General features: G+C 70.1%; 19 protein-coding genes. 9 read left to right on the forward strand and 10 right to left on the reverse strand.

The features are described 5' to 3' along the window. Window positions 1-16: 16 nt before the first annotated feature. Window positions 17-214 (forward strand): hypothetical protein, encoded by a 198-nt coding sequence (locus V8688_RS03860; protein WP_342800183.1) that lies wholly within the window; start codon window positions 17-19, stop codon window positions 212-214. 85 nt (window positions 215-299) lie between these two features. Here the strand turns inward: V8688_RS03860 and V8688_RS03865 are convergent, their stop codons facing one another. The 3 genes from V8688_RS03865 to V8688_RS03875 form a co-directional block, all read right to left on the reverse strand. Further along, window positions 300-956 carry a hypothetical protein gene (locus tag V8688_RS03865; protein WP_255586998.1) on the reverse strand — a complete coding sequence of 219 codons (657 nt, stop codon included), beginning with the start codon at window positions 954-956 and terminating at the stop codon, window positions 300-302. 72 nt (window positions 957-1,028) lie between these two features. After that, window positions 1,029-1,223 carry a hypothetical protein gene (locus V8688_RS03870; RefSeq protein WP_218716641.1) on the reverse strand — a complete coding sequence of 65 codons (195 nt, stop codon included), beginning with the start codon at window positions 1,221-1,223 and terminating at the stop codon, window positions 1,029-1,031. A 114-nt stretch (window positions 1,224-1,337) separates the two neighbouring features. Beyond that, on the reverse strand, window positions 1,338-1,547 hold the full coding sequence (locus tag V8688_RS03875; protein WP_019049435.1) for a BldC family transcriptional regulator: 210 nt from the start codon (window positions 1,545-1,547) through the stop codon (window positions 1,338-1,340). A gap of 219 nt (window positions 1,548-1,766) precedes the next feature. Between V8688_RS03875 and V8688_RS03880 the strand changes: the two genes are divergently transcribed. From V8688_RS03880 to V8688_RS03905, 6 genes are all read left to right on the forward strand, one after another. Beyond that, the gene (locus V8688_RS03880) at window positions 1,767-2,093 is read left to right on the forward strand and encodes a DUF4229 domain-containing protein (protein WP_218716642.1); all 327 of its coding nucleotides are present in this window, start codon (window positions 1,767-1,769) and stop codon (window positions 2,091-2,093) included. Further along, entirely contained in the window at window positions 2,090-3,175 is a 1,086-nt protein-coding gene (locus V8688_RS03885; RefSeq protein ID WP_218716643.1) for a PLP-dependent cysteine synthase family protein, read from the forward strand. The genes V8688_RS03880 and V8688_RS03885 overlap by 4 nt, the downstream gene beginning before the upstream one ends. A gap of 51 nt (window positions 3,176-3,226) precedes the next feature. Continuing rightward, window positions 3,227-3,778: a dihydrofolate reductase family protein gene (locus tag V8688_RS03890; protein ID WP_342800184.1), complete on the forward strand. Its 552-nt coding sequence runs from the start codon at window positions 3,227-3,229 to the stop codon at window positions 3,776-3,778. A 54-nt stretch (window positions 3,779-3,832) separates the two neighbouring features. Further along, window positions 3,833-4,054 (forward strand): helix-turn-helix domain-containing protein, encoded by a 222-nt coding sequence (locus V8688_RS03895; protein WP_110039216.1) that lies wholly within the window; start codon window positions 3,833-3,835, stop codon window positions 4,052-4,054. Continuing rightward, on the forward strand, window positions 4,054-4,629 hold the full coding sequence (locus V8688_RS03900; protein ID WP_342800185.1) for a Clp protease N-terminal domain-containing protein: 576 nt from the start codon (window positions 4,054-4,056) through the stop codon (window positions 4,627-4,629). The genes V8688_RS03895 and V8688_RS03900 overlap by 1 nt, the downstream gene beginning before the upstream one ends. A gap of 62 nt (window positions 4,630-4,691) precedes the next feature. Beyond that, entirely contained in the window at window positions 4,692-5,078 is a 387-nt protein-coding gene (locus tag V8688_RS03905) for a phage holin family protein (protein WP_342800186.1), read from the forward strand. Here V8688_RS03905 and V8688_RS03910 read toward each other — a convergent pair. Together V8688_RS03910 and V8688_RS03915 are read right to left on the reverse strand one after the other, a co-directional pair. Then, the gene (locus tag V8688_RS03910; protein WP_218716647.1) at window positions 5,075-5,944 is read right to left on the reverse strand and encodes a 1,4-dihydroxy-2-naphthoate polyprenyltransferase; all 870 of its coding nucleotides are present in this window, start codon (window positions 5,942-5,944) and stop codon (window positions 5,075-5,077) included. The two genes, V8688_RS03905 and V8688_RS03910, sit on opposite strands and share 4 nt — an antisense overlap. A 28-nt stretch (window positions 5,945-5,972) precedes the next feature. Next, entirely contained in the window at window positions 5,973-6,431 is a 459-nt protein-coding gene (locus V8688_RS03915; protein ID WP_218716648.1) for an SRPBCC family protein, read from the reverse strand. Between the two features lie 120 nt (window positions 6,432-6,551). On the opposite strand from V8688_RS03915, the gene V8688_RS03920 reads away from it, so the two are divergent. After that, window positions 6,552-10,184 carry a BTAD domain-containing putative transcriptional regulator gene (locus V8688_RS03920; protein WP_342800187.1) on the forward strand — a complete coding sequence of 1,211 codons (3,633 nt, stop codon included), beginning with the start codon at window positions 6,552-6,554 and terminating at the stop codon, window positions 10,182-10,184. Between the two features lie 31 nt (window positions 10,185-10,215). Here V8688_RS03920 and V8688_RS03925 read toward each other — a convergent pair whose 3' ends face one another. From V8688_RS03925 to V8688_RS03945, 5 genes are all read right to left on the reverse strand, one after another. After that, window positions 10,216-11,040, reverse strand: coding sequence for an ABC transporter permease (locus tag V8688_RS03925; RefSeq protein WP_218719588.1), 825 nt, complete (start codon window positions 11,038-11,040; stop codon window positions 10,216-10,218). Beyond that, the gene (locus tag V8688_RS03930; RefSeq protein ID WP_342800188.1) at window positions 11,037-12,023 is read right to left on the reverse strand and encodes an ATP-binding cassette domain-containing protein; all 987 of its coding nucleotides are present in this window, start codon (window positions 12,021-12,023) and stop codon (window positions 11,037-11,039) included. Before V8688_RS03930 ends, V8688_RS03925 begins: the two co-directional genes overlap by 4 nt. 75 nt (window positions 12,024-12,098) lie before the next feature. Beyond that, on the reverse strand, window positions 12,099-13,232 hold the full coding sequence (menE, locus tag V8688_RS03935) for an o-succinylbenzoate--CoA ligase (RefSeq protein WP_342800202.1): 1,134 nt from the start codon (window positions 13,230-13,232) through the stop codon (window positions 12,099-12,101). Between the two features lie 333 nt (window positions 13,233-13,565). Then, entirely contained in the window at window positions 13,566-13,958 is a 393-nt protein-coding gene (locus tag V8688_RS03940; RefSeq protein ID WP_218719590.1) for a VOC family protein, read from the reverse strand. 14 nt (window positions 13,959-13,972) lie between these two features. Further along, window positions 13,973-14,866, reverse strand: coding sequence for a 1,4-dihydroxy-2-naphthoyl-CoA synthase (locus V8688_RS03945; RefSeq protein ID WP_316576188.1), 894 nt, complete (start codon window positions 14,864-14,866; stop codon window positions 13,973-13,975). A 141-nt stretch (window positions 14,867-15,007) separates the two neighbouring features. On the opposite strand from V8688_RS03945, the gene V8688_RS03950 reads away from it, so the two are divergent. Further along, window positions 15,008-15,454 (forward strand): hypothetical protein, encoded by a 447-nt coding sequence (locus V8688_RS03950; protein ID WP_218719592.1) that lies wholly within the window; start codon window positions 15,008-15,010, stop codon window positions 15,452-15,454. Window positions 15,455-15,477 lie beyond the last annotated feature (23 nt).

The following is a 15,477-nucleotide window of genomic DNA, read 5'->3' on the forward strand; positions in this document are numbered from 1 at the left end:
GGCTGAAGGGTGGTGGATGAGCACCGCGTCCGCCCCCGCGAGTGGATTCCCGTCGGGAGTCGAGTACGTCCGTGCGACATACCTTCCTGATCCACGCGCCGGTGGTACCGCGCGATGGCTCTACCTCGGCGGTGCCGCGCATGTGGGCAAAGAGATCACCATCGTGGGCAAAGAGATCACCATCGGCTACCGGGTGACCGTTCAGGCCGTGTAGCGGCGGTCACGTGGTCGTCGATGCCCGGAGACGACGATGCCCAGAGGCTCAGGTGAGCGTCCGGGCATCGGTCGAGCGATCGGGATCAGCAGTAGTAGCAGATCTTGTTGGCCGGGAGTTCGACGTGGCAGTTGAGGCAGACGGGCTTGCGGACCGGTTCTGGCTTGGGGACGGTGACGCTGCGGCGTGAGGACGTCGAGGTGCGCTTGGGCTTGGCGGCGGCTTCGGCCGCTTCGGCGGCGGCCAGGTCCTGGGAGGTCTGCTGGCGCAGGGCCGCGACCTTCGGGGGGAGGGTGGGGAGGCCGCCGTCGGCGGGGAGATCGGTGGCGTAGTGCTGGTAGCACTGCCAGCGGGCCGCGGCGGCGTGCATCTCGAGGTCGTCGGGGATGGGCAGGCCCGCGAGTTCGAGGATGTAGCGGTAGCCGGTGCCCACGGTCTGGTTCTTGCGCACGCACAGCGCGCTCAGCGGCGGCTCGTTGTTCTTGTGACAGTGCTCGGCGACCTTGTCCAGCACGACGGGCAGCCAGTGCTGCCACTTCACCTGCGTGCGGATCCCGGATTCCTCCTGGACCAGCTCCGCCAACTCGGTGTTGACGATGAAGTTGTTGAACCTGGTCGCGGTGTCGGCGAGGACCTCGTGTGCGGCGCGAGTCCACGCCGACCGTGCCTCGGTGAACGTCACGGCGCTGCCGTCGGCCGCGCGCCAAGTGGTCGGAATGGAACTCTGCTGCACATCGATCACCGGAATACGCTATCTACCCGGGTTTTTCGCGGTGCATCGGGGGGTATGTGGGTAAGCTCACGCGCGCGCGAACTACAGGTCGGACTGGCCGGAATCGTCGCGGTGCTGCTTGCCGAGGCGCCAGAGGAATTCCGGGTCGTCGTCGGGGCCGAGAATCGGTCGCCGCGACGGTGGGCCGGAACTCGGTCCTGCCTTCTCGGGGCCGAACGCCTTCCAGCACAACACCGCGACGGCCACGATCGCGATGAGTGCCAACACGTACGTCACGTCGCTCACCTCCTGCTATCGAGGGTAGCCGTGTCCGCGCCGTGTGCACATCCGTAACGGAAGGGAAATTCCCGGCAAACGCGAGCCCGGGTGGACTCGCGTCGGCCGGTCGGGTCAGCGGGGTGCTGCCTCGGTGGTGAGCGATTTCAGCAACTGCAGAACCTCGGACTCGCGGAATCGGCGATGCCCGCCCGGCGTGCGCAGCGAACCGAGCCTGCCCGCATGGGCCCACCGGGTGACGGTCTTGGGGTCTACGTGGAACATTGCGGCTACTTGGCCTGGTGTCAGCAGAGTGTCCTGGCCGCCGACGGTGATCGCAGTCATAGCTAACCTCTCCGTTCTCGACAGTTCCCTCATCAGATGGCGTCATCGTCGCACTGCGACCCCCACGTAGTCGAACCACCTACTGTTGGTAAAGGGGAAGTAATAGACAAAAGCCGCGAACGGGGCTGCGCCGAGCCTGGCCGTCGTGGGGTCGGGCCCGCCTTCGGCCGTGCGCGGGTCTGTTGACGGCTTCACCGGCGGCGCGCATAAGCTGGTGGCGTGAGTGAAGCAACTGGTCAGCAAGGTTCTGGCGCGGGGAAGCGGCTGGTCCGCAATCTGGCCCTCTACACGCTGGCCCGGCTCGGGCTCGTCGTGCTGATCGCCGCGGTGATCATCGGCGTCGCCAAGCTCATCGGCGTCGAGGTGCCGATCATCGTGGCCGCGCTGTTCGCGCTGATCGTCGCGATGCCGCTCTCGCTCACCCTCTTCAAGAAGCTGCGCACGAAGGTCAACGAGGACATCGCCGTCGTCGACGCGCGCCGCCGCCAGGACAAGGCGCAGCTGCGGGCCCGGTTGCGAGGTGACGACGACGGGTCGGCCGCGTGAAATACCTCGACCGCAGCGCCCCGCGTGACTGGGTCGACAACGCCGTCCGGCTGATCGACGCCGACTCCCAGCGCTCGGCCGACACCCACCTGCTGCGGTATCCGCTGCCTGCCGCCTGGCCGGTGCAGCTGTACCTCAAGGACGAGTCCACCCACATCACCGGCAGCCTCAAGCACCGGCTGGCGCGCTCGCTGTTCCTGTACGCGATCTGCAACGGCTGGGTCACCGAGGGCACCACGGTGGTGGAGGCGTCGTCGGGGTCGACGGCGGTCAGCGAGGCCTACTTCGCGAAGCTGCTCGGCCTGGATTTCGTCGCGGTCATGCCGGCGAGCACGTCGCCGCAGAAGATCGCGCTGATCGAAGCCCAGGGCGGGCGATGTCATTTCGTCGAGCGGGCGCCGGAGATGTACACCGAGGCCAAGCGCCTGGCTGCCGAGACCGGCGGGCATTTCATGGACCAGTTCACCCATGCCGAGCGCGCGACCGACTGGCGCGGCAACAACAACATCGCCGAATCCATCTTCCAGCAGCTGGCGCTGGAGACCAATCCGATCCCGGAGTGGATCGTGGTCGGCGCGGGCACCGGCGGTACCAGCGCCACGATCGGCCGCTACATCCGTTATCGCAGGCACGCGACCAGGCTGGCCGTGGTCGACCCCGAGCATTCGGCGTTCTTCGGTGGCTACGAGACCGGTGACGCGGGCTACGAGACCGGGATGCCATCGCGGATCGAGGGCATCGGCAGGCCGCGGGTCGAGCCGTCCTTCATCGGGCAGGTCGTCGACCGGATGATCCTGGTTCCGGACGCGGCCTCGGTCGCCACGGCGCGCCACGCCAGCACGGTGCTGGGCAGGCGGGTCGGTGGTTCGACGGGGACGAACCTGTGGGGTGCCTTCCATCTGGTATCGGAGCTGCTCGCCGCGGGCCGTAGCGGCAGCGTCGTGACGCTGCTGTGCGACGGCGGCGACCGCTACGCCGGTACCTATTTCGACGACGCCTGGCTCGACGCCCAGAATCTCGACCTGGCCGGACCCACCGCCGTCCTCACCGAATTCGCCGCTACGGGGCGCTGGCACGGCTGATCGGTGAAACCTGACCGGAGGTGTCAGGTTTCACTGTCAGGATCAGTGTCCATGACGACCCGCTACTACACCGCTACCAGCCTCGACGGTTACATCGCCGATCCCGACAACTCGCTGGATTGGCTGATGGCCGTCCCCGACGCCGACAACGCGACCGGCGATGTCAGCGAATTCCTGCTCGGCGTCGGTGCGATGTGTCTCGGCGCGACGACCTATGAGTGGATGGTGGCCAACGAGCCGCCCGAAGTGTGGCACGAGAACTACGGCGACCGCCCGACCTGGGTGTTCACCCATCGTGAGCTGCCCGAGCTGCCCGAGCTGCCCGGTGCGAATGTGCGTTTCGTCGCGAGCGAGGTCGGGCCGGTGCACGCGGAGATGGTCGCCGCCGCCGCCGGCCGCGACATCTGGATCATCGGCGGCGGTGATCTCGCCGGACAGTTCGCCGATGCCGGACTGCTCGACGAGGTGATCGTCGGCGTCGCGCCGGTGACCCTCGGCGGCGGCGCCCCGTTGCTGCCGCGCCGCCTGCTGTCCGATCGGCTGCGGCTGGTCGAGGTCGCCCAGCTGGGCCAGTTCGCGAAGCTGGTGTACCGGGTGCGCTGACCGTGTTGTCAATTTTTGTTGACACCGCGTGGAACGTCAATCAAAATTGACGACATGACCGATGCAACAACGCTCGCCTCGGCGGCGGGCAATCCCGATCCGGCGGTCGGCCTGCGCGCGGTACTCGCCCTGCGCAGGCTGGCCGACCGGCTCGAAGCCATCCAGGTGGCCAATGCCAGGGCCAACGGCTGGTCGTGGCAGGCGATTGCCGAAGCGCTCGAGGTCAGCAAGCAGGCGGTGCATCAGAAACACAACCGGAAGGGCGGTACCCGCTGATGTTCGAGAAGTTCAGCCGACAGGCCAGGGTGGCGGTAGTGAGCGCCCAGGACGACGCCAAGGACCTGGGCGCGAAGCAGATCGGACCCGAGCACGTGCTGCTCGGTGTGATCGCCCACGCCGAGCCGGGCCTGCGGGCGGTGCTCGACGCGCGGGGCATCACCGCCGACGGGGTGCGCACCGCTCTCGCCGCCCGGACGAGCGCGCCGCCGCTGGGCGCCGACGACGCCGAAGCCCTGCGCTCGATCGGCATCGACCTCGACGCCGTGCGGGCCAGCGTCACCGAGAACTTCGGCCCCGAGGCCTGGGACCGGGCCGAACCCGAGGTCCGTCGCGGCGTCTTCGGCCGGTTGCTGGGCGCCGGGCACATCCCGTTCGCCGGGCCGGCCAAGAAGTCGCTCGAACTCGCTCTGCGCGAGGCGATCCACCGCAAGGAGCGCGAGATCTCCACCGCCTACCTGCTGCTCGGGATCCTGCGCGGCGCCGACCCGGCCACCACCGACCTGCTCGGCGGCCGCGACGGGGCCGCCGACTTGCGTGCCGACGTCTACGGAATGCTCGACCGCGCAGCGTGAATTCTGCGTCGGGTGTGTGTCAGACCCGCCGCAATGTCCGTTTCCGGGCCTAGCATGGCTCTATGCAGCTAGCCATTCGATTGGTCATCAACGCCATTGCCATCTGGGCCGCGGCGGCGTGGATCGACAAGATCGACATCCTGGTCCCGGCCGATTCGGGGAACTGGGGCAAAGCCCTGGTGATCCTGATCGTCGCGGCGGTGTTCACCGCGGTGAACGCCGTCATCAAGCCGATCGTGAAGCTCCTGTCCCTGCCGTTCGTGATCCTCACGCTCGGTCTGTTCCTGCTGCTGGTGAACGCGGGCATGCTCTGGCTCACCGCGAAGATCACCGAACTGTCCGACTACGGTCTGCGGGTCGACGGTTTCTGGGCGGCGTTCTGGGGCGGTGTGATGATCTCGCTGGTCAACTGGGCGCTCGGCATCCTCGTCCCGGACGGCGACGACTAACCGAGTCCGACGGCCAGCGCGCTCAGCGCCGACCAGACCAGCAGCGCCAGCCCGGAATCACGCAGGGCGGGAATCAGTTCCAGCCCACCCTTGCCGGTGCGCACCGGGGCATTGGCACGGATCGCCAGCGGCAACGCCAGCAGTCCGGCCAGTGCCCACGGGGTGCGGGCCACCAGGGCCAGGCTGATCACGAACGGCGCGACCAGCAGCATCAGGTGCAGCGTGCGGGTGCGCGCGTCGCCGAGTTTCACCGCGAGGGTGACCTTCCCGGCCTCGGTGTCGGTGGGGATGTCGCGCAGATTGTTGGCGACCAGCACCGCACTGGAGAACGCGCCGACGCCGATCGCCAGCAGCAGTCCCACCCAGTCCACGCGCAGCGCCTGCACGTACTGGGTGCCCAGCACCGCGATCAGGCCGAAGAACACGAACACGGCGATCTCACCGAAACCGCTGTAGCCGTAGGGCTTGCTGCCGCCGGTGTAGAACCAGGCGCCGGCCAGACAGACGGCGCCGAGTACGACCAGCCACCAGGCGGTCGTCACGGCCAGCACCAGACCAGCGACCGCGCCGATCGCCAGGCTGAGGATCGCGGCATTGCGGACGGCGGTGGGGGAGGCCAGTTTCGAGCCGACCAGCCGCAGCGGACCGACCCGCACGTCATCGGTGCCGCGGATGCCGTCGGAGTAGTCGTTGGCGTAGTTCACGCCGACGATCAGCGCCAGCGAAACCAGCAGCGCCAGTATCGCTTTCCACCAGACGGCCCCGCCGATCGACGCGGCCGCGCCGGTGCCGGCGAGTACCGGCGCGATCGCGTTCGGCAGCGTCCGCGGCCGGGCGCCCTCGATCCATTCCGCTGCTGTAGCCATGGATCGAAGCCTAGCCCCGGCGGGTGTACTAGGCGGATTCGGCGATGGTCTTAAGCCGGGCCAGCCCCTTGTCGAAGTCCTTGCCGATCATGTTGTCGATCGGGAAGACCTTGCCGAGCACGCCCATCAGCCCGGAGTGGGTGCCGGTCATCCGCCAGGTCACCTCGGTGGCGGCACCGCGCGGCGTGAGGGTGAAGGTGACGAAGTTGGTGGCCTTGAACGGCTTCTCGAACGCCAGCTCGATGCCGATCTCGTGCGCGGCGTCGGCCTTGATCTCCATCGCGCCCGCGCCGGCCTTACGGTTGCCGCGCCAGGTGTAGCGGGCCCCGACACCCGACTCGGGGCCGGTATAGGTGCGTGCGAGCTGCGGATCGGCGTCCTCCCATGGCGACCACAGTCGCCACTGGCGGAAATCATCGATGAAACCGTGGATGCGTGCGGGTTCGGCGGCAATGGTCGTGCGCCGGGTCACCTCGAAGTCGCCCATGCGGGTCAGCCTAAGCCGGGCTACCGACAATTCCGCGGCGTGCGGGCGTGGTGTCGCGCCCGGGGCGGTCCCGCAGGGAACGCCGGCTCGTCGTCGCGCTCGCCTACGATGACTTGCGGCATGTCTGCACAGCATCTCGGCCCCGACGGGCCGCCTCCCACCGTCGCGGTGGCCGCGTCCCCCATCGTCGTGGGGGTGCTCGGCGTGATCGCGATCCGCCGCGACGATGCGACCTTGCTCGCGCTGCCCGGCGCGCGGGCGCGGTTGCTGCTGGCCGCCCTGGCCGTGCGCCCCGGCCGTGCCCGCAGCGCGCAGTCGCTGGTCGACGAGGTCTGGGGCGACCAGCCGCCCCGCGCGCCGATGAACGCCCTGCACACACAGGTCTCGCGATTGCGGGCGCTGCTGCCCGACGGCGCGTTGGAGATCGGCCCCGCCGGCTACCGGTTGACCCTGCCCGCCGACAGTGTCGACCTGACCGCGGCCGCCGTCCTGGTCCGTCGCGCCGAGGACCTCCTCGCGACCGGCGAGACCACCGCCGGCCTGGCCACGATCGCCGCCGCCCGCGCCCTGTGGCGCGGCGAACCGGGCGCCGACCTGCCCGAATCCGGCCCGGCCGACGACCTGCGGACCGCCGCCGACCAGCTGCGCCGCGACCTCGATCGCGCCGAGCTGACCGCGCACACCCAGCGCGGTGACTTTCCCGCCGCCATCCCGCTGGCCGCCGCCGACGCGGCCGCCCACCCCCTCGACGAGCCCGCCCACACCACCCTCATCCGCCTGCTCGCCGCCGCGGGCCGCACCAGCGACGCCCTCGAAACCTTCGCCGCCTACCGCCTGCGGCTGATCGAGGAACTCGGCGCCGACCCCGGTCCGACCCTGGTCGCGCTCAATACCGCCGTGTTGCGTGGCGATCCGATCGAGCTTCCGGGCGCCAGCCGTCGCCGCACCGAGCGGGGCCCCGATCACGCGGACGCCTCGACCGACACCTCCGAACGCGCGGTCGCCGGTTCACCACCGGCGAATCGGAGCGCGAACGGGGACGACCGCGCGACGGTCGGCACCGCGATCACCGACGACCCCGCAGCGCGGACGAGGACCCCGGGCGCGACCGAGCCGCCGAACCGGGACGGTTGGTCGGCGGCGAACAGCGGCTGGGACACACCCGCGGTCGGACAACCCGGCGGCGCGGGCGCCCGGGACCGATCCAACGGCCAACCGCGCACCCTCCCGCCCACCTCCCTCGGCCTGCGCGCCGCCCCCAACGAACTACTCGGTCGCGCGGCCGATCTCGACGCGATCACCGATCTGGTGCGCCGGTCGCGGGTGACGACCGTGCTCGGGCCCGGCGGTACCGGCAAGACCCGCGTGGCGAACGCGGTCGGCGAACGACTCACCGGCACCGTGCCGGTGGTGCTGGTCGAGCTGGCCCCGGTGCAGGCCGAGTCGGCGGGCCCGCAGGCCCTGGTCGACATCGAAGCGGCGATCGGGCACGTCATGGGCCTGGGTGAGGTGATGCGGGAGCCGGGCGGTCTGCGCCTGGGACGGCAGGTCGACCAGCGCGCTCGACTGCGCGACGCGCTCGCCGCCCGCCCGACCCTGCTGATCCTGGACAACTGCGAGCACGTGATCGAGGCGGTCGCCGAGGTTGTCGCCGACCTGGTCGGCAGCTGCGCCCAGCTCACCGTCCTGACCACCAGCCGCTCGCCACTGGCGATCACCGCCGAATCCGTCTATCCGCTGGCACCGTTGGCGATCGACGCGGCGGGCTCACCCGCGACGGACCTGTTCACCGCGCGAGCGCGGGCGGTGCGCCCCGACGTCCGGCTCGACCCGGAGATCGTGGCCCGGCTGTGCCGCACCCTGGACGGTCTGCCGCTGGCGATCGAGCTGGCCGCGGCCCGGGCGCGCACGATGAGCGTCGCCGAGATCGAATCCAGGCTCGAGCATCGTTTCGCCCTGCTGCGCAGCGGTGATCGGGCCGCGCCGCTGCGGCATCGCACGCTGCACGCGGTGATCGCGTGGAGCTGGAATCTGCTCGACCTCGATCAGCAGATCGTGCTGCGCAGGCTGTCGCGGTTCCCGGGCGGGTTCACCCTGTCGGCGGCCGAGGTCGTCGCGGCCGGGCCCGAGGTCGCCGAGGTCGCCGCCGCGGTCGACGGCCTGGTCGGGCAGTCGCTGCTCACCGTGCTCGACGACCCCGACGGCACCGGCATCCGCTATCGCATGCTCGAGACCGTGCGCGAGTTCGGCGCCGAGCAGATGGCCGCCGTCGACGCCGCGACCGGCGGCGCGGAAACCGCGCTGGTCCGCGATCGGATGGCCCGGTGGGCGCGGGACTTCGTGCTCGGCGCCGTCGCCGACTACACCGCTGTCGATCAGGTGCCGGTGGTGCTCGCGGTGACCGCCGAGCTCGACAACCTGGTCGCGGTCCTGCGCACGGCCACCGCGCACGCCGACGCCGACACGGTCTACACCGTGTTCCCGGTGGTCGCGACGCTGTGGGTGATGCGGGGCGCGCATCTGGAGTTCATCGGCTGGGCGGTGCGGCTGGTCGCGGTCACGCCGCCGGAGCCGGTCACCGGGGTGGCCGCCGACCTCCAGATGGTCACGCACATGCTGACCTGCCTGCACCTGATGTTCCACAACGGCGGTGACGCGCGTCCGGTCGCCCGGGCCCGGCTGCGGGCCCGCAGACTGCTGCGCCACCCCGGGCTCGATCCGGGCCTGCGGTTGCTCGGGGGGCTGATCACGGTGCGCCCCCAGGCTTTCCGTCTGGGGCGATTGCTCGCCGACGGCGCCCACTCGCCGGAGCGCAGCGCCCGGGTAGCCGCGCTGGCCGCCCGCGCCAACTTCTGGGAGAACGCGGGCAATGTGGCGGGCTCGACCCGCGACGCGCTGCGCGCGCTGGACGAACTGGCCTCGCAGGACATCTGGGGCGCGGCGATGATGAGCCAGCATCTGGCCCAGCTGTGCGGCCAATCCGCGCGGTACGCCGAGGCGGCCACCTACTACCGGCAGGCGCTGGGGCAGATGAGCAGGCTGCGAGTCGACGACGAGATCCTGGAGGGCCGGTGCTTCCTGTCGGCCGTCCTGATCGGCGCCGGACAGCGCGAGCAGGCCCGCGCGGAGATCGACTTCGTGCTCGGCTCCGAGGATTCCGGGCTCGGCCAGGTCGACGACCCCACCATCCGCCGCAACCACCGGCTCTCGACGGTCGCGACCGCGGTCGCCGAACTGGAACTGGCCGACGGTGACATCGATGCCGGACTCCGGCACTATCGCCGGGCCCTGGATCTGCTGGGCTGGCCCGATTTCGAGCTCAGTCCCGGGCCCGGCGCGATGATGGTGTCGGCGGCGGCGGTCAGCGCCCACGTCCTGCACGACCGGGCCGCGGCGGCCGACGATCTGGTGGTCCAGATCGTCGCGACCACCGAGCGCAGGCTCTCGCAGTATCTCGACCTGCCGCAGATCGGCGCGGTCGGCTGCGCGCTCGGCTCCTACCTGCTGGCGACCGATCCCGCCCGACCCGAAGGACTCGAACTGCTCACGCTCGCGGCGGCTTCGGCGGCCCGACAGGACTATCCGTCGATGGAGCTGGCCCGCCATCGCGCCCTGCACCGGGAGCGGGTGGGCGCGGACGCGCTGGCCGGGGCCGAGCGCGCGGCGGCGGGGGTGCGTCGCCTCGCCGCGGCCACCCGCATCATCGAGATCGTCGCGCACCTCGACGGATACGCCGACGGCATCCGACCCTGACGGATCGGATGCCGTTGCGGTAGTGCGGGAGTCAGGCCCGGCGCATGTAGGCGCGCACGGTCAGCGGCGCGAACACCGCGATGACCACGAGCGAACCGACCAGCGACCAGACCAGGTCACTGCTGTAGATGTTGGCGTTCATCAGGTCCCGGCAGGTGTTGACCATGTAGTACACCGGGTTGGCGTGGTTGATCGCCTGCATCCAGCCCGGCATGGTGCTCACCGGGGCGAAGGCGCCGGACATGAAGGTCAGCGGGAACATCACCATCATCGAGATGCCCTGCACGGAGGCGGCACTCTTGCCGGTGACGCCGACCAGCGCCCACACCCAGCTGATCGCGAAGGAGCAGACCACGACCACCAGGCAGGCCGCGACGACACCGGCGAAGCCGCCGCCGGGCCGGTAGCCCAGGCACAGGCCGACGATGATCGTCAGCGTGGAGGCGATGCCGTAGCGCACCATATCGGCCAGCAGTGCCCCGGCCAGGGCCGAAACCCGGGCGATGGGCAGGGATTTGAAGCGGTCGAAGACGCCCTTGTCCATGTCCTCGCGCAGCTGGGTGCCGGTGACCACCGAGGTGAGCACCACCGTCTGGACGAGGATGCCGGGGATCAGCACGGGCAGGTAGTTGTCGACGCTGCCCGAGATCGCGCCGCCGAAGATGTAGGTGAACAGCGCGGTGAACAGGATCGGCTGCACCGTCACGTCGAAGAGCTGCTCGGGATTGTGCTTGATCTTGAGCAGGCCGCGATAGGCCATGGTGAACGAGGTGGAGATCGTCTCGCGCAGGCCCACCCGGTCGCTGACCTGCGTGACGTCGGTGGCGGGTACGGGAGCGGTGAGAACTGCGGTCATGCCGCGCTCCGTTCGGTGTCGTCGGATTCGTCGGCCGGGTGGCCGGTGATGGTGAGGAAGACCTCGTCGAGGGTCGGCTTGGAGACGGTGATCTCCTCGACGCCGATCTCCCAGTCGCGCAGGCGGATCAGCAGGTCGGCGGTGAGGTTCGGATCGGGCAGCGGCGCGGTGAGCCGGCCCGCCTCCGGGCTGATCTGGGCGGCGACGCCGAGGAAGTCGCCGACGATGCGCCGGGCCTCCTCGAGCTGCTCGCGATCGAGCAGCGTCAGATGCACCGAGGAGCCGCCGATGGAGGCCTTGAGCTCGTCGGCGGTGCCGTCGGCGATCACCCGGCCGTGGTCGATCACGGCGATCCGGTCGGCCAGCTGGTCGGCCTCGTCGAGGTACTGGGTGGTCAGCAGCACGGTCGCGCCCTCGGTGACCAGCCTGCGGATGGTGTCCCACATCTGGGCGCGAGTGCGCGGATCGAGGCCGGTGGTCGGTTCGTCGAGGAACAGCAGCGGCGGGGTGGAGATCAGGCTGGCCGCGAGATCCAGGCGCCTGCGCATGCCGCCGGAGAAGTTCTTGAGCGGCTTGTTCGCCGCCTCGGCGAGGTCGAACTCGGCGAGCAGCTCGACGGCGCGACGACGGGCGTCGGGCCTGCTCAGGCCGAGCAGGCGGGCGAAGATGATCAGGTTCTCGGTGGCGGAGAGCTCCTCGTCGACCGAGGCGTACTGGCCGGTGACGCCGATCAGCGAGCGGACCGCGTTGGGCCGTTCGACGACGTCGTGGCCGAAGATCCGCGCGCTGCCGCCGTCGGGACGCAGCAGCGTGGCGAGCATCTTGATGGTCGTCGTCTTGCCCGCGCCGTTCGGTCCGAGCACCCCGTAGACCGAGCCGCGCGGCACCGCCAGGCTCACCCCGTCCACGGCACGCTGCTTGCCGAACACCTTGACCAGACCGTCCGCCTCGACGGCGAGGGCTGAAGTGGGTGTGTAAGTCATGGGACCTACGGTGCCCGGCCCGCCTTGCACGGCCCTTGCGTCGCGATGGCGTGGCCACGCAAGGGCCGGTGAACGTCAGTTCCCGGTGTTGGCCAGCAGGTGTTCGCGCAGGGCCGCGCGGTCGGGCTTGCCGGGGCCGCGCAGCGGGATCTCGGTCAGCACGGCCAGCTCGCGGGGCGCGGCGATGGAATCGAGTTCGGCGACCACGTGGGCGCGGATCTCGTCCAGGGTCGGCGCGGCGCCGGGCAACGGCACGATCGCCACCGCGACCCGCTGACCCAGCCGCTCGTCGGGCAGGCCGAGCACGATGCACTCCCTGATCCCGGGATGGTTGGCCAGCACGGCCTCCACCACCTGCGGGATCACCAGCAGCCCGCCGGTCATGATCGCCTCGTCGAGGCGGCCGCTGATCGAGAGCACGCCGTCGGTGTAGGTGCCCGCGTCCTCGGTGCGGAACCAGCCGGGTTCGGCGAAGGCGGGATGGTCGGGCAGGTTGCGGTAGCCGCGCGCGATCATCGCGCCGCCGAGCAGCACCCGGCCGTCCTCGATCCGCACCTCGGTGCCGTCGAGCGGTACGCCCTCGTAGACACAGCCGCCGCAGGTCTCGCTCATGCCGTAGGTCCGCACGACGGTGATGCCCGCCTCGCGCGCGCGTTCGTAGACCGGCAGCGGCGTCGCCGCCCCGCCGACCAGCACGCCGTCGAGTTCGGCCAGCGCCTTGGCGGCCACCGGCGAATCCAGCGACTTGATCAGCTGCGTCGGCACCAGCGCGGTGTAGCGGCGTGGCCCGCGCATCGCGGCCACCGCGCCGGCCAGCGCCTCGGGCAGGAACCCGCCCGACACGTCCAGCACGGTCGGCTCGGTGCCGGCCAGGATGCTGCGCAGCAGCACCTGGATGCCAGCGATGTGGTGGGTCGGCAGGGCCAGCAGCCAGCTGCCCGGCCCGCCGAGCCGCTCGTGGGTGGCGTTACCGCTGGCCCGCAGGGCTTCGGCGCCCAGCAGGGCGCCCTTGGGGATGCCGGTGGTGCCCGAGGTGGTCACCACCAGGGCGACATCGTCGTCGATCGGATCGCCGGGCTTGAGCGCGTCGGAGAGCCTGCGCGCCTCGCGGCGGTCGGTGGTCGGGATCGGCAGCCAGGCCGGGCCGTTGCCGTCGAGGGCCTGGCGCAGGTGGGGAAGCACTTCGCCGACACCGGAACCGGTCGGCATCTGCAGCGTCCGCAGGGTTCTGCTCACGCCACACCCTCACCGGCGCTCGGCTGTGGCCTGCGCGGTGCGCGCTCCCTCATGCCCACCACCTCCGGATACAGCTTGCTGCGCTCCCTCACGGCTTCGATCGTGTCATGCGGCGGCCGAGACCCGGCCAACGGGTCGGTTTGCCGGGAATTGGTGAGCCAAAAGGCAGGCATAGCGACTGCGATTCAGTAGATGGACAACGATTCGCACGGCGGTCCGGACGACGGCGGTCGGGCGCTTGCTCGCAGCTATCGTGCGCGGCCGGACCCGGATCGGCAACTCGGATCCGCCGCGACGACCCCTCCTTCACTCCGCCGACCAGCGCGGATCCCGCCGGATCGGATGTTCGGCAGGAACCTGTACCAGAACGATCGCGAGGCCGTCCGGGTCACGCACCCACATCTCCCACAGGCCCCATGGTTCGAGCACGGGCGCGCGCTCGATCGCAATTCCCTTCAGCGCCAACTCCGCCGCCGCGTCGGCCACATCGCGCACCTGCAGCCAGAGCGCGCCGTCGAAGCGGCCCGGATCGCCGCTGCCGCCGTGCGCGGCGACCTCGATCAACCCCTGCCCGGCGTAGAACACGGTGCCGCCCGGGTACTCCCGGGCGATCGCCAGGCCGAGGCCGTCGCGGTAGAACGCCAGCGTGGTCGCATAGTCGCTGGGCCGCACGATGATCCGGCTGTTGAGAATGTCCATGGGGCCGTCCGTTCTCAGAAGTACCAGGGGTAGGGCGCCCAGTCGGGCTTGCGCTTCTCCAGGAACGCGTCGCGGCCCTCGACCGCTTCGTCGGTCATGTACGCCATTCTGGTCGCCTCGCCCGCGAAGAGCTGCTGGCCGACCAGGCCGTCGTCGAGCAGGTTGAACGCGTACTTCAGCATGCGTTGGGCCTGCGGCGATTTGCCGTTGATGTCGGCGGTCCACTCGAGCGCGACATTCTCCAGCTCGTCGTGGTCGACGACCTTGTTCACCGCGCCCATCTGGTGCATCTCCTCGGCCGTGTACGGCCTGCCGAGGAAGAAGATCTCACGGGCGAACTTCTGCCCGACCATCTTCGCCAGGTACGCGCTGCCGTAGCCGCCGTCGAACGAGCCGACATCGGCGTCGGTCTGCTTGAACCGCGCGTGCTCGCGCGAGGCCAGCGTCAGATCGCAGACGACGTGCAGGCTGTGCCCCCCACCGGCCGCCCAGCCGTTCACCAGCGCGATGACGACCTTGGGCATGAAGCGGATCAGCCGCTGGACCTCGAGGATGTGCAGCCTGCCCGCGCGCGCGGTGTCGACGGTGTCGGCGGTCTCGCCGTCGGCGTACTGGTAACCGTTGCGGCCGCGGATGCGCTGGTCGCCGCCGGAGCAGAAGGCCCAGCCGCCGTCCTTCGGGCTCGGCCCGTTACCCGTGAGCAGCACCGCGCCGACATCCGGTGACATCCGCGCGTGATCGAGCGCGCGGTAGAGCTCGTCGACGGTGTGCGGGCGGAACGCGTTGCGCACCTCCGGCCGGTCGAACGCCACCCGCACCGTGCCCTGCTCGATATGTCGGTGGTAGGTGATGTCGGTCAGGTCCTCGAACCCGGGGACGGGCCGCCACAGCTTCGGATCGAAAGTCACGACCCTGATTATTGCCCTACCGTCCGGCGGACCGGTACGAGGTCGTAACACCGCAGCTCGAGCGGTCGCCGCATGTTTCCTGGACCCGGTGCGTATAGTTGCGGCTGCTCGTTCAACGAACCGATCCGGAGGAACCTGAAAGTGGTTGCAGCGCTGTCTGAATCCCTGCTCGACGACACCAAGCGTCCGGCTTTCCTTGCCGACGCCGTCGAGGTTCTCGACGCCGAGGTCTCGGACAAAGGTGGTGCGTCCGGCCTGGCCGTGAAGGGTGGCTACGCGGCGGTCAAGAAGATCAGTCCGACCATCGTTCCCGATGCGCTGGCATCGCTGGCGCCGAAGCTGCTCGACCAGCTCCAGCCGTACTGGGCCGAATTCACCACCTCGGGTGCGGGCACCTTCGCCGACCTGCTGACCTCGAAGTCCGACGAGGTCGCCGAGTCGCTGCTGGCCGTCACCGACGCCCGCGCCGACGCGTCGAGCCGTCCCGCCCTGCAGAAGGTGTACTCCTCCATGCGTGGCTCGGCCAAGAAGCACGTCGTCGAGGCTCTGCCGCGCGTGGCCGACCTGGTGCAGAAGCACGCGGGCTGAGTCCCATGGCGGGGTAGCCCCCG

Origin of the sequence: Nocardia sp. No.11 (assembly GCF_038752175.1) — a bacterium.
GTDB lineage: Bacteria > Actinomycetota > Actinomycetes > Mycobacteriales > Mycobacteriaceae > Nocardia > Nocardia canadensis.

Excerpts from the sequence above, each read along its gene's own strand:
- V8688_RS03860 (WP_342800183.1), top strand. The coding sequence starts at position 17 with ATGAGCACCGCGTCCGCCCCCGCGAGTGGATTCCCGTCGGGAGTCGAG.
- V8688_RS03875 (WP_019049435.1), bottom strand. The coding sequence starts at position 1,547 with ATGACTGCGATCACCGTCGGCGGCCAGGACACTCTGCTGACACCAGGC.
- V8688_RS03890 (WP_342800184.1), top strand. The coding sequence starts at position 3,227 with ATGACGACCCGCTACTACACCGCTACCAGCCTCGACGGTTACATCGCC.
- V8688_RS03895 (WP_110039216.1), top strand. The coding sequence starts at position 3,833 with ATGACCGATGCAACAACGCTCGCCTCGGCGGCGGGCAATCCCGATCCG.
- V8688_RS03900 (WP_342800185.1), top strand. The coding sequence starts at position 4,054 with ATGTTCGAGAAGTTCAGCCGACAGGCCAGGGTGGCGGTAGTGAGCGCC.
- V8688_RS03905 (WP_342800186.1), top strand. The coding sequence starts at position 4,692 with ATGCAGCTAGCCATTCGATTGGTCATCAACGCCATTGCCATCTGGGCC.
- V8688_RS03910 (WP_218716647.1), bottom strand. The coding sequence starts at position 5,944 with ATGGCTACAGCAGCGGAATGGATCGAGGGCGCCCGGCCGCGGACGCTG.
- V8688_RS03915 (WP_218716648.1), bottom strand. The coding sequence starts at position 6,431 with ATGGGCGACTTCGAGGTGACCCGGCGCACGACCATTGCCGCCGAACCC.
- V8688_RS03920 (WP_342800187.1), top strand. The coding sequence starts at position 6,552 with ATGTCTGCACAGCATCTCGGCCCCGACGGGCCGCCTCCCACCGTCGCG.
- V8688_RS03925 (WP_218719588.1), bottom strand. The coding sequence starts at position 11,040 with ATGACCGCAGTTCTCACCGCTCCCGTACCCGCCACCGACGTCACGCAG.
- V8688_RS03930 (WP_342800188.1), bottom strand. The coding sequence starts at position 12,023 with ATGACTTACACACCCACTTCAGCCCTCGCCGTCGAGGCGGACGGTCTG.
- menE (WP_342800202.1), bottom strand. The coding sequence starts at position 13,232 with ATGCCGACCGGTTCCGGTGTCGGCGAAGTGCTTCCCCACCTGCGCCAG.
- V8688_RS03940 (WP_218719590.1), bottom strand. The coding sequence starts at position 13,958 with ATGGACATTCTCAACAGCCGGATCATCGTGCGGCCCAGCGACTATGCG.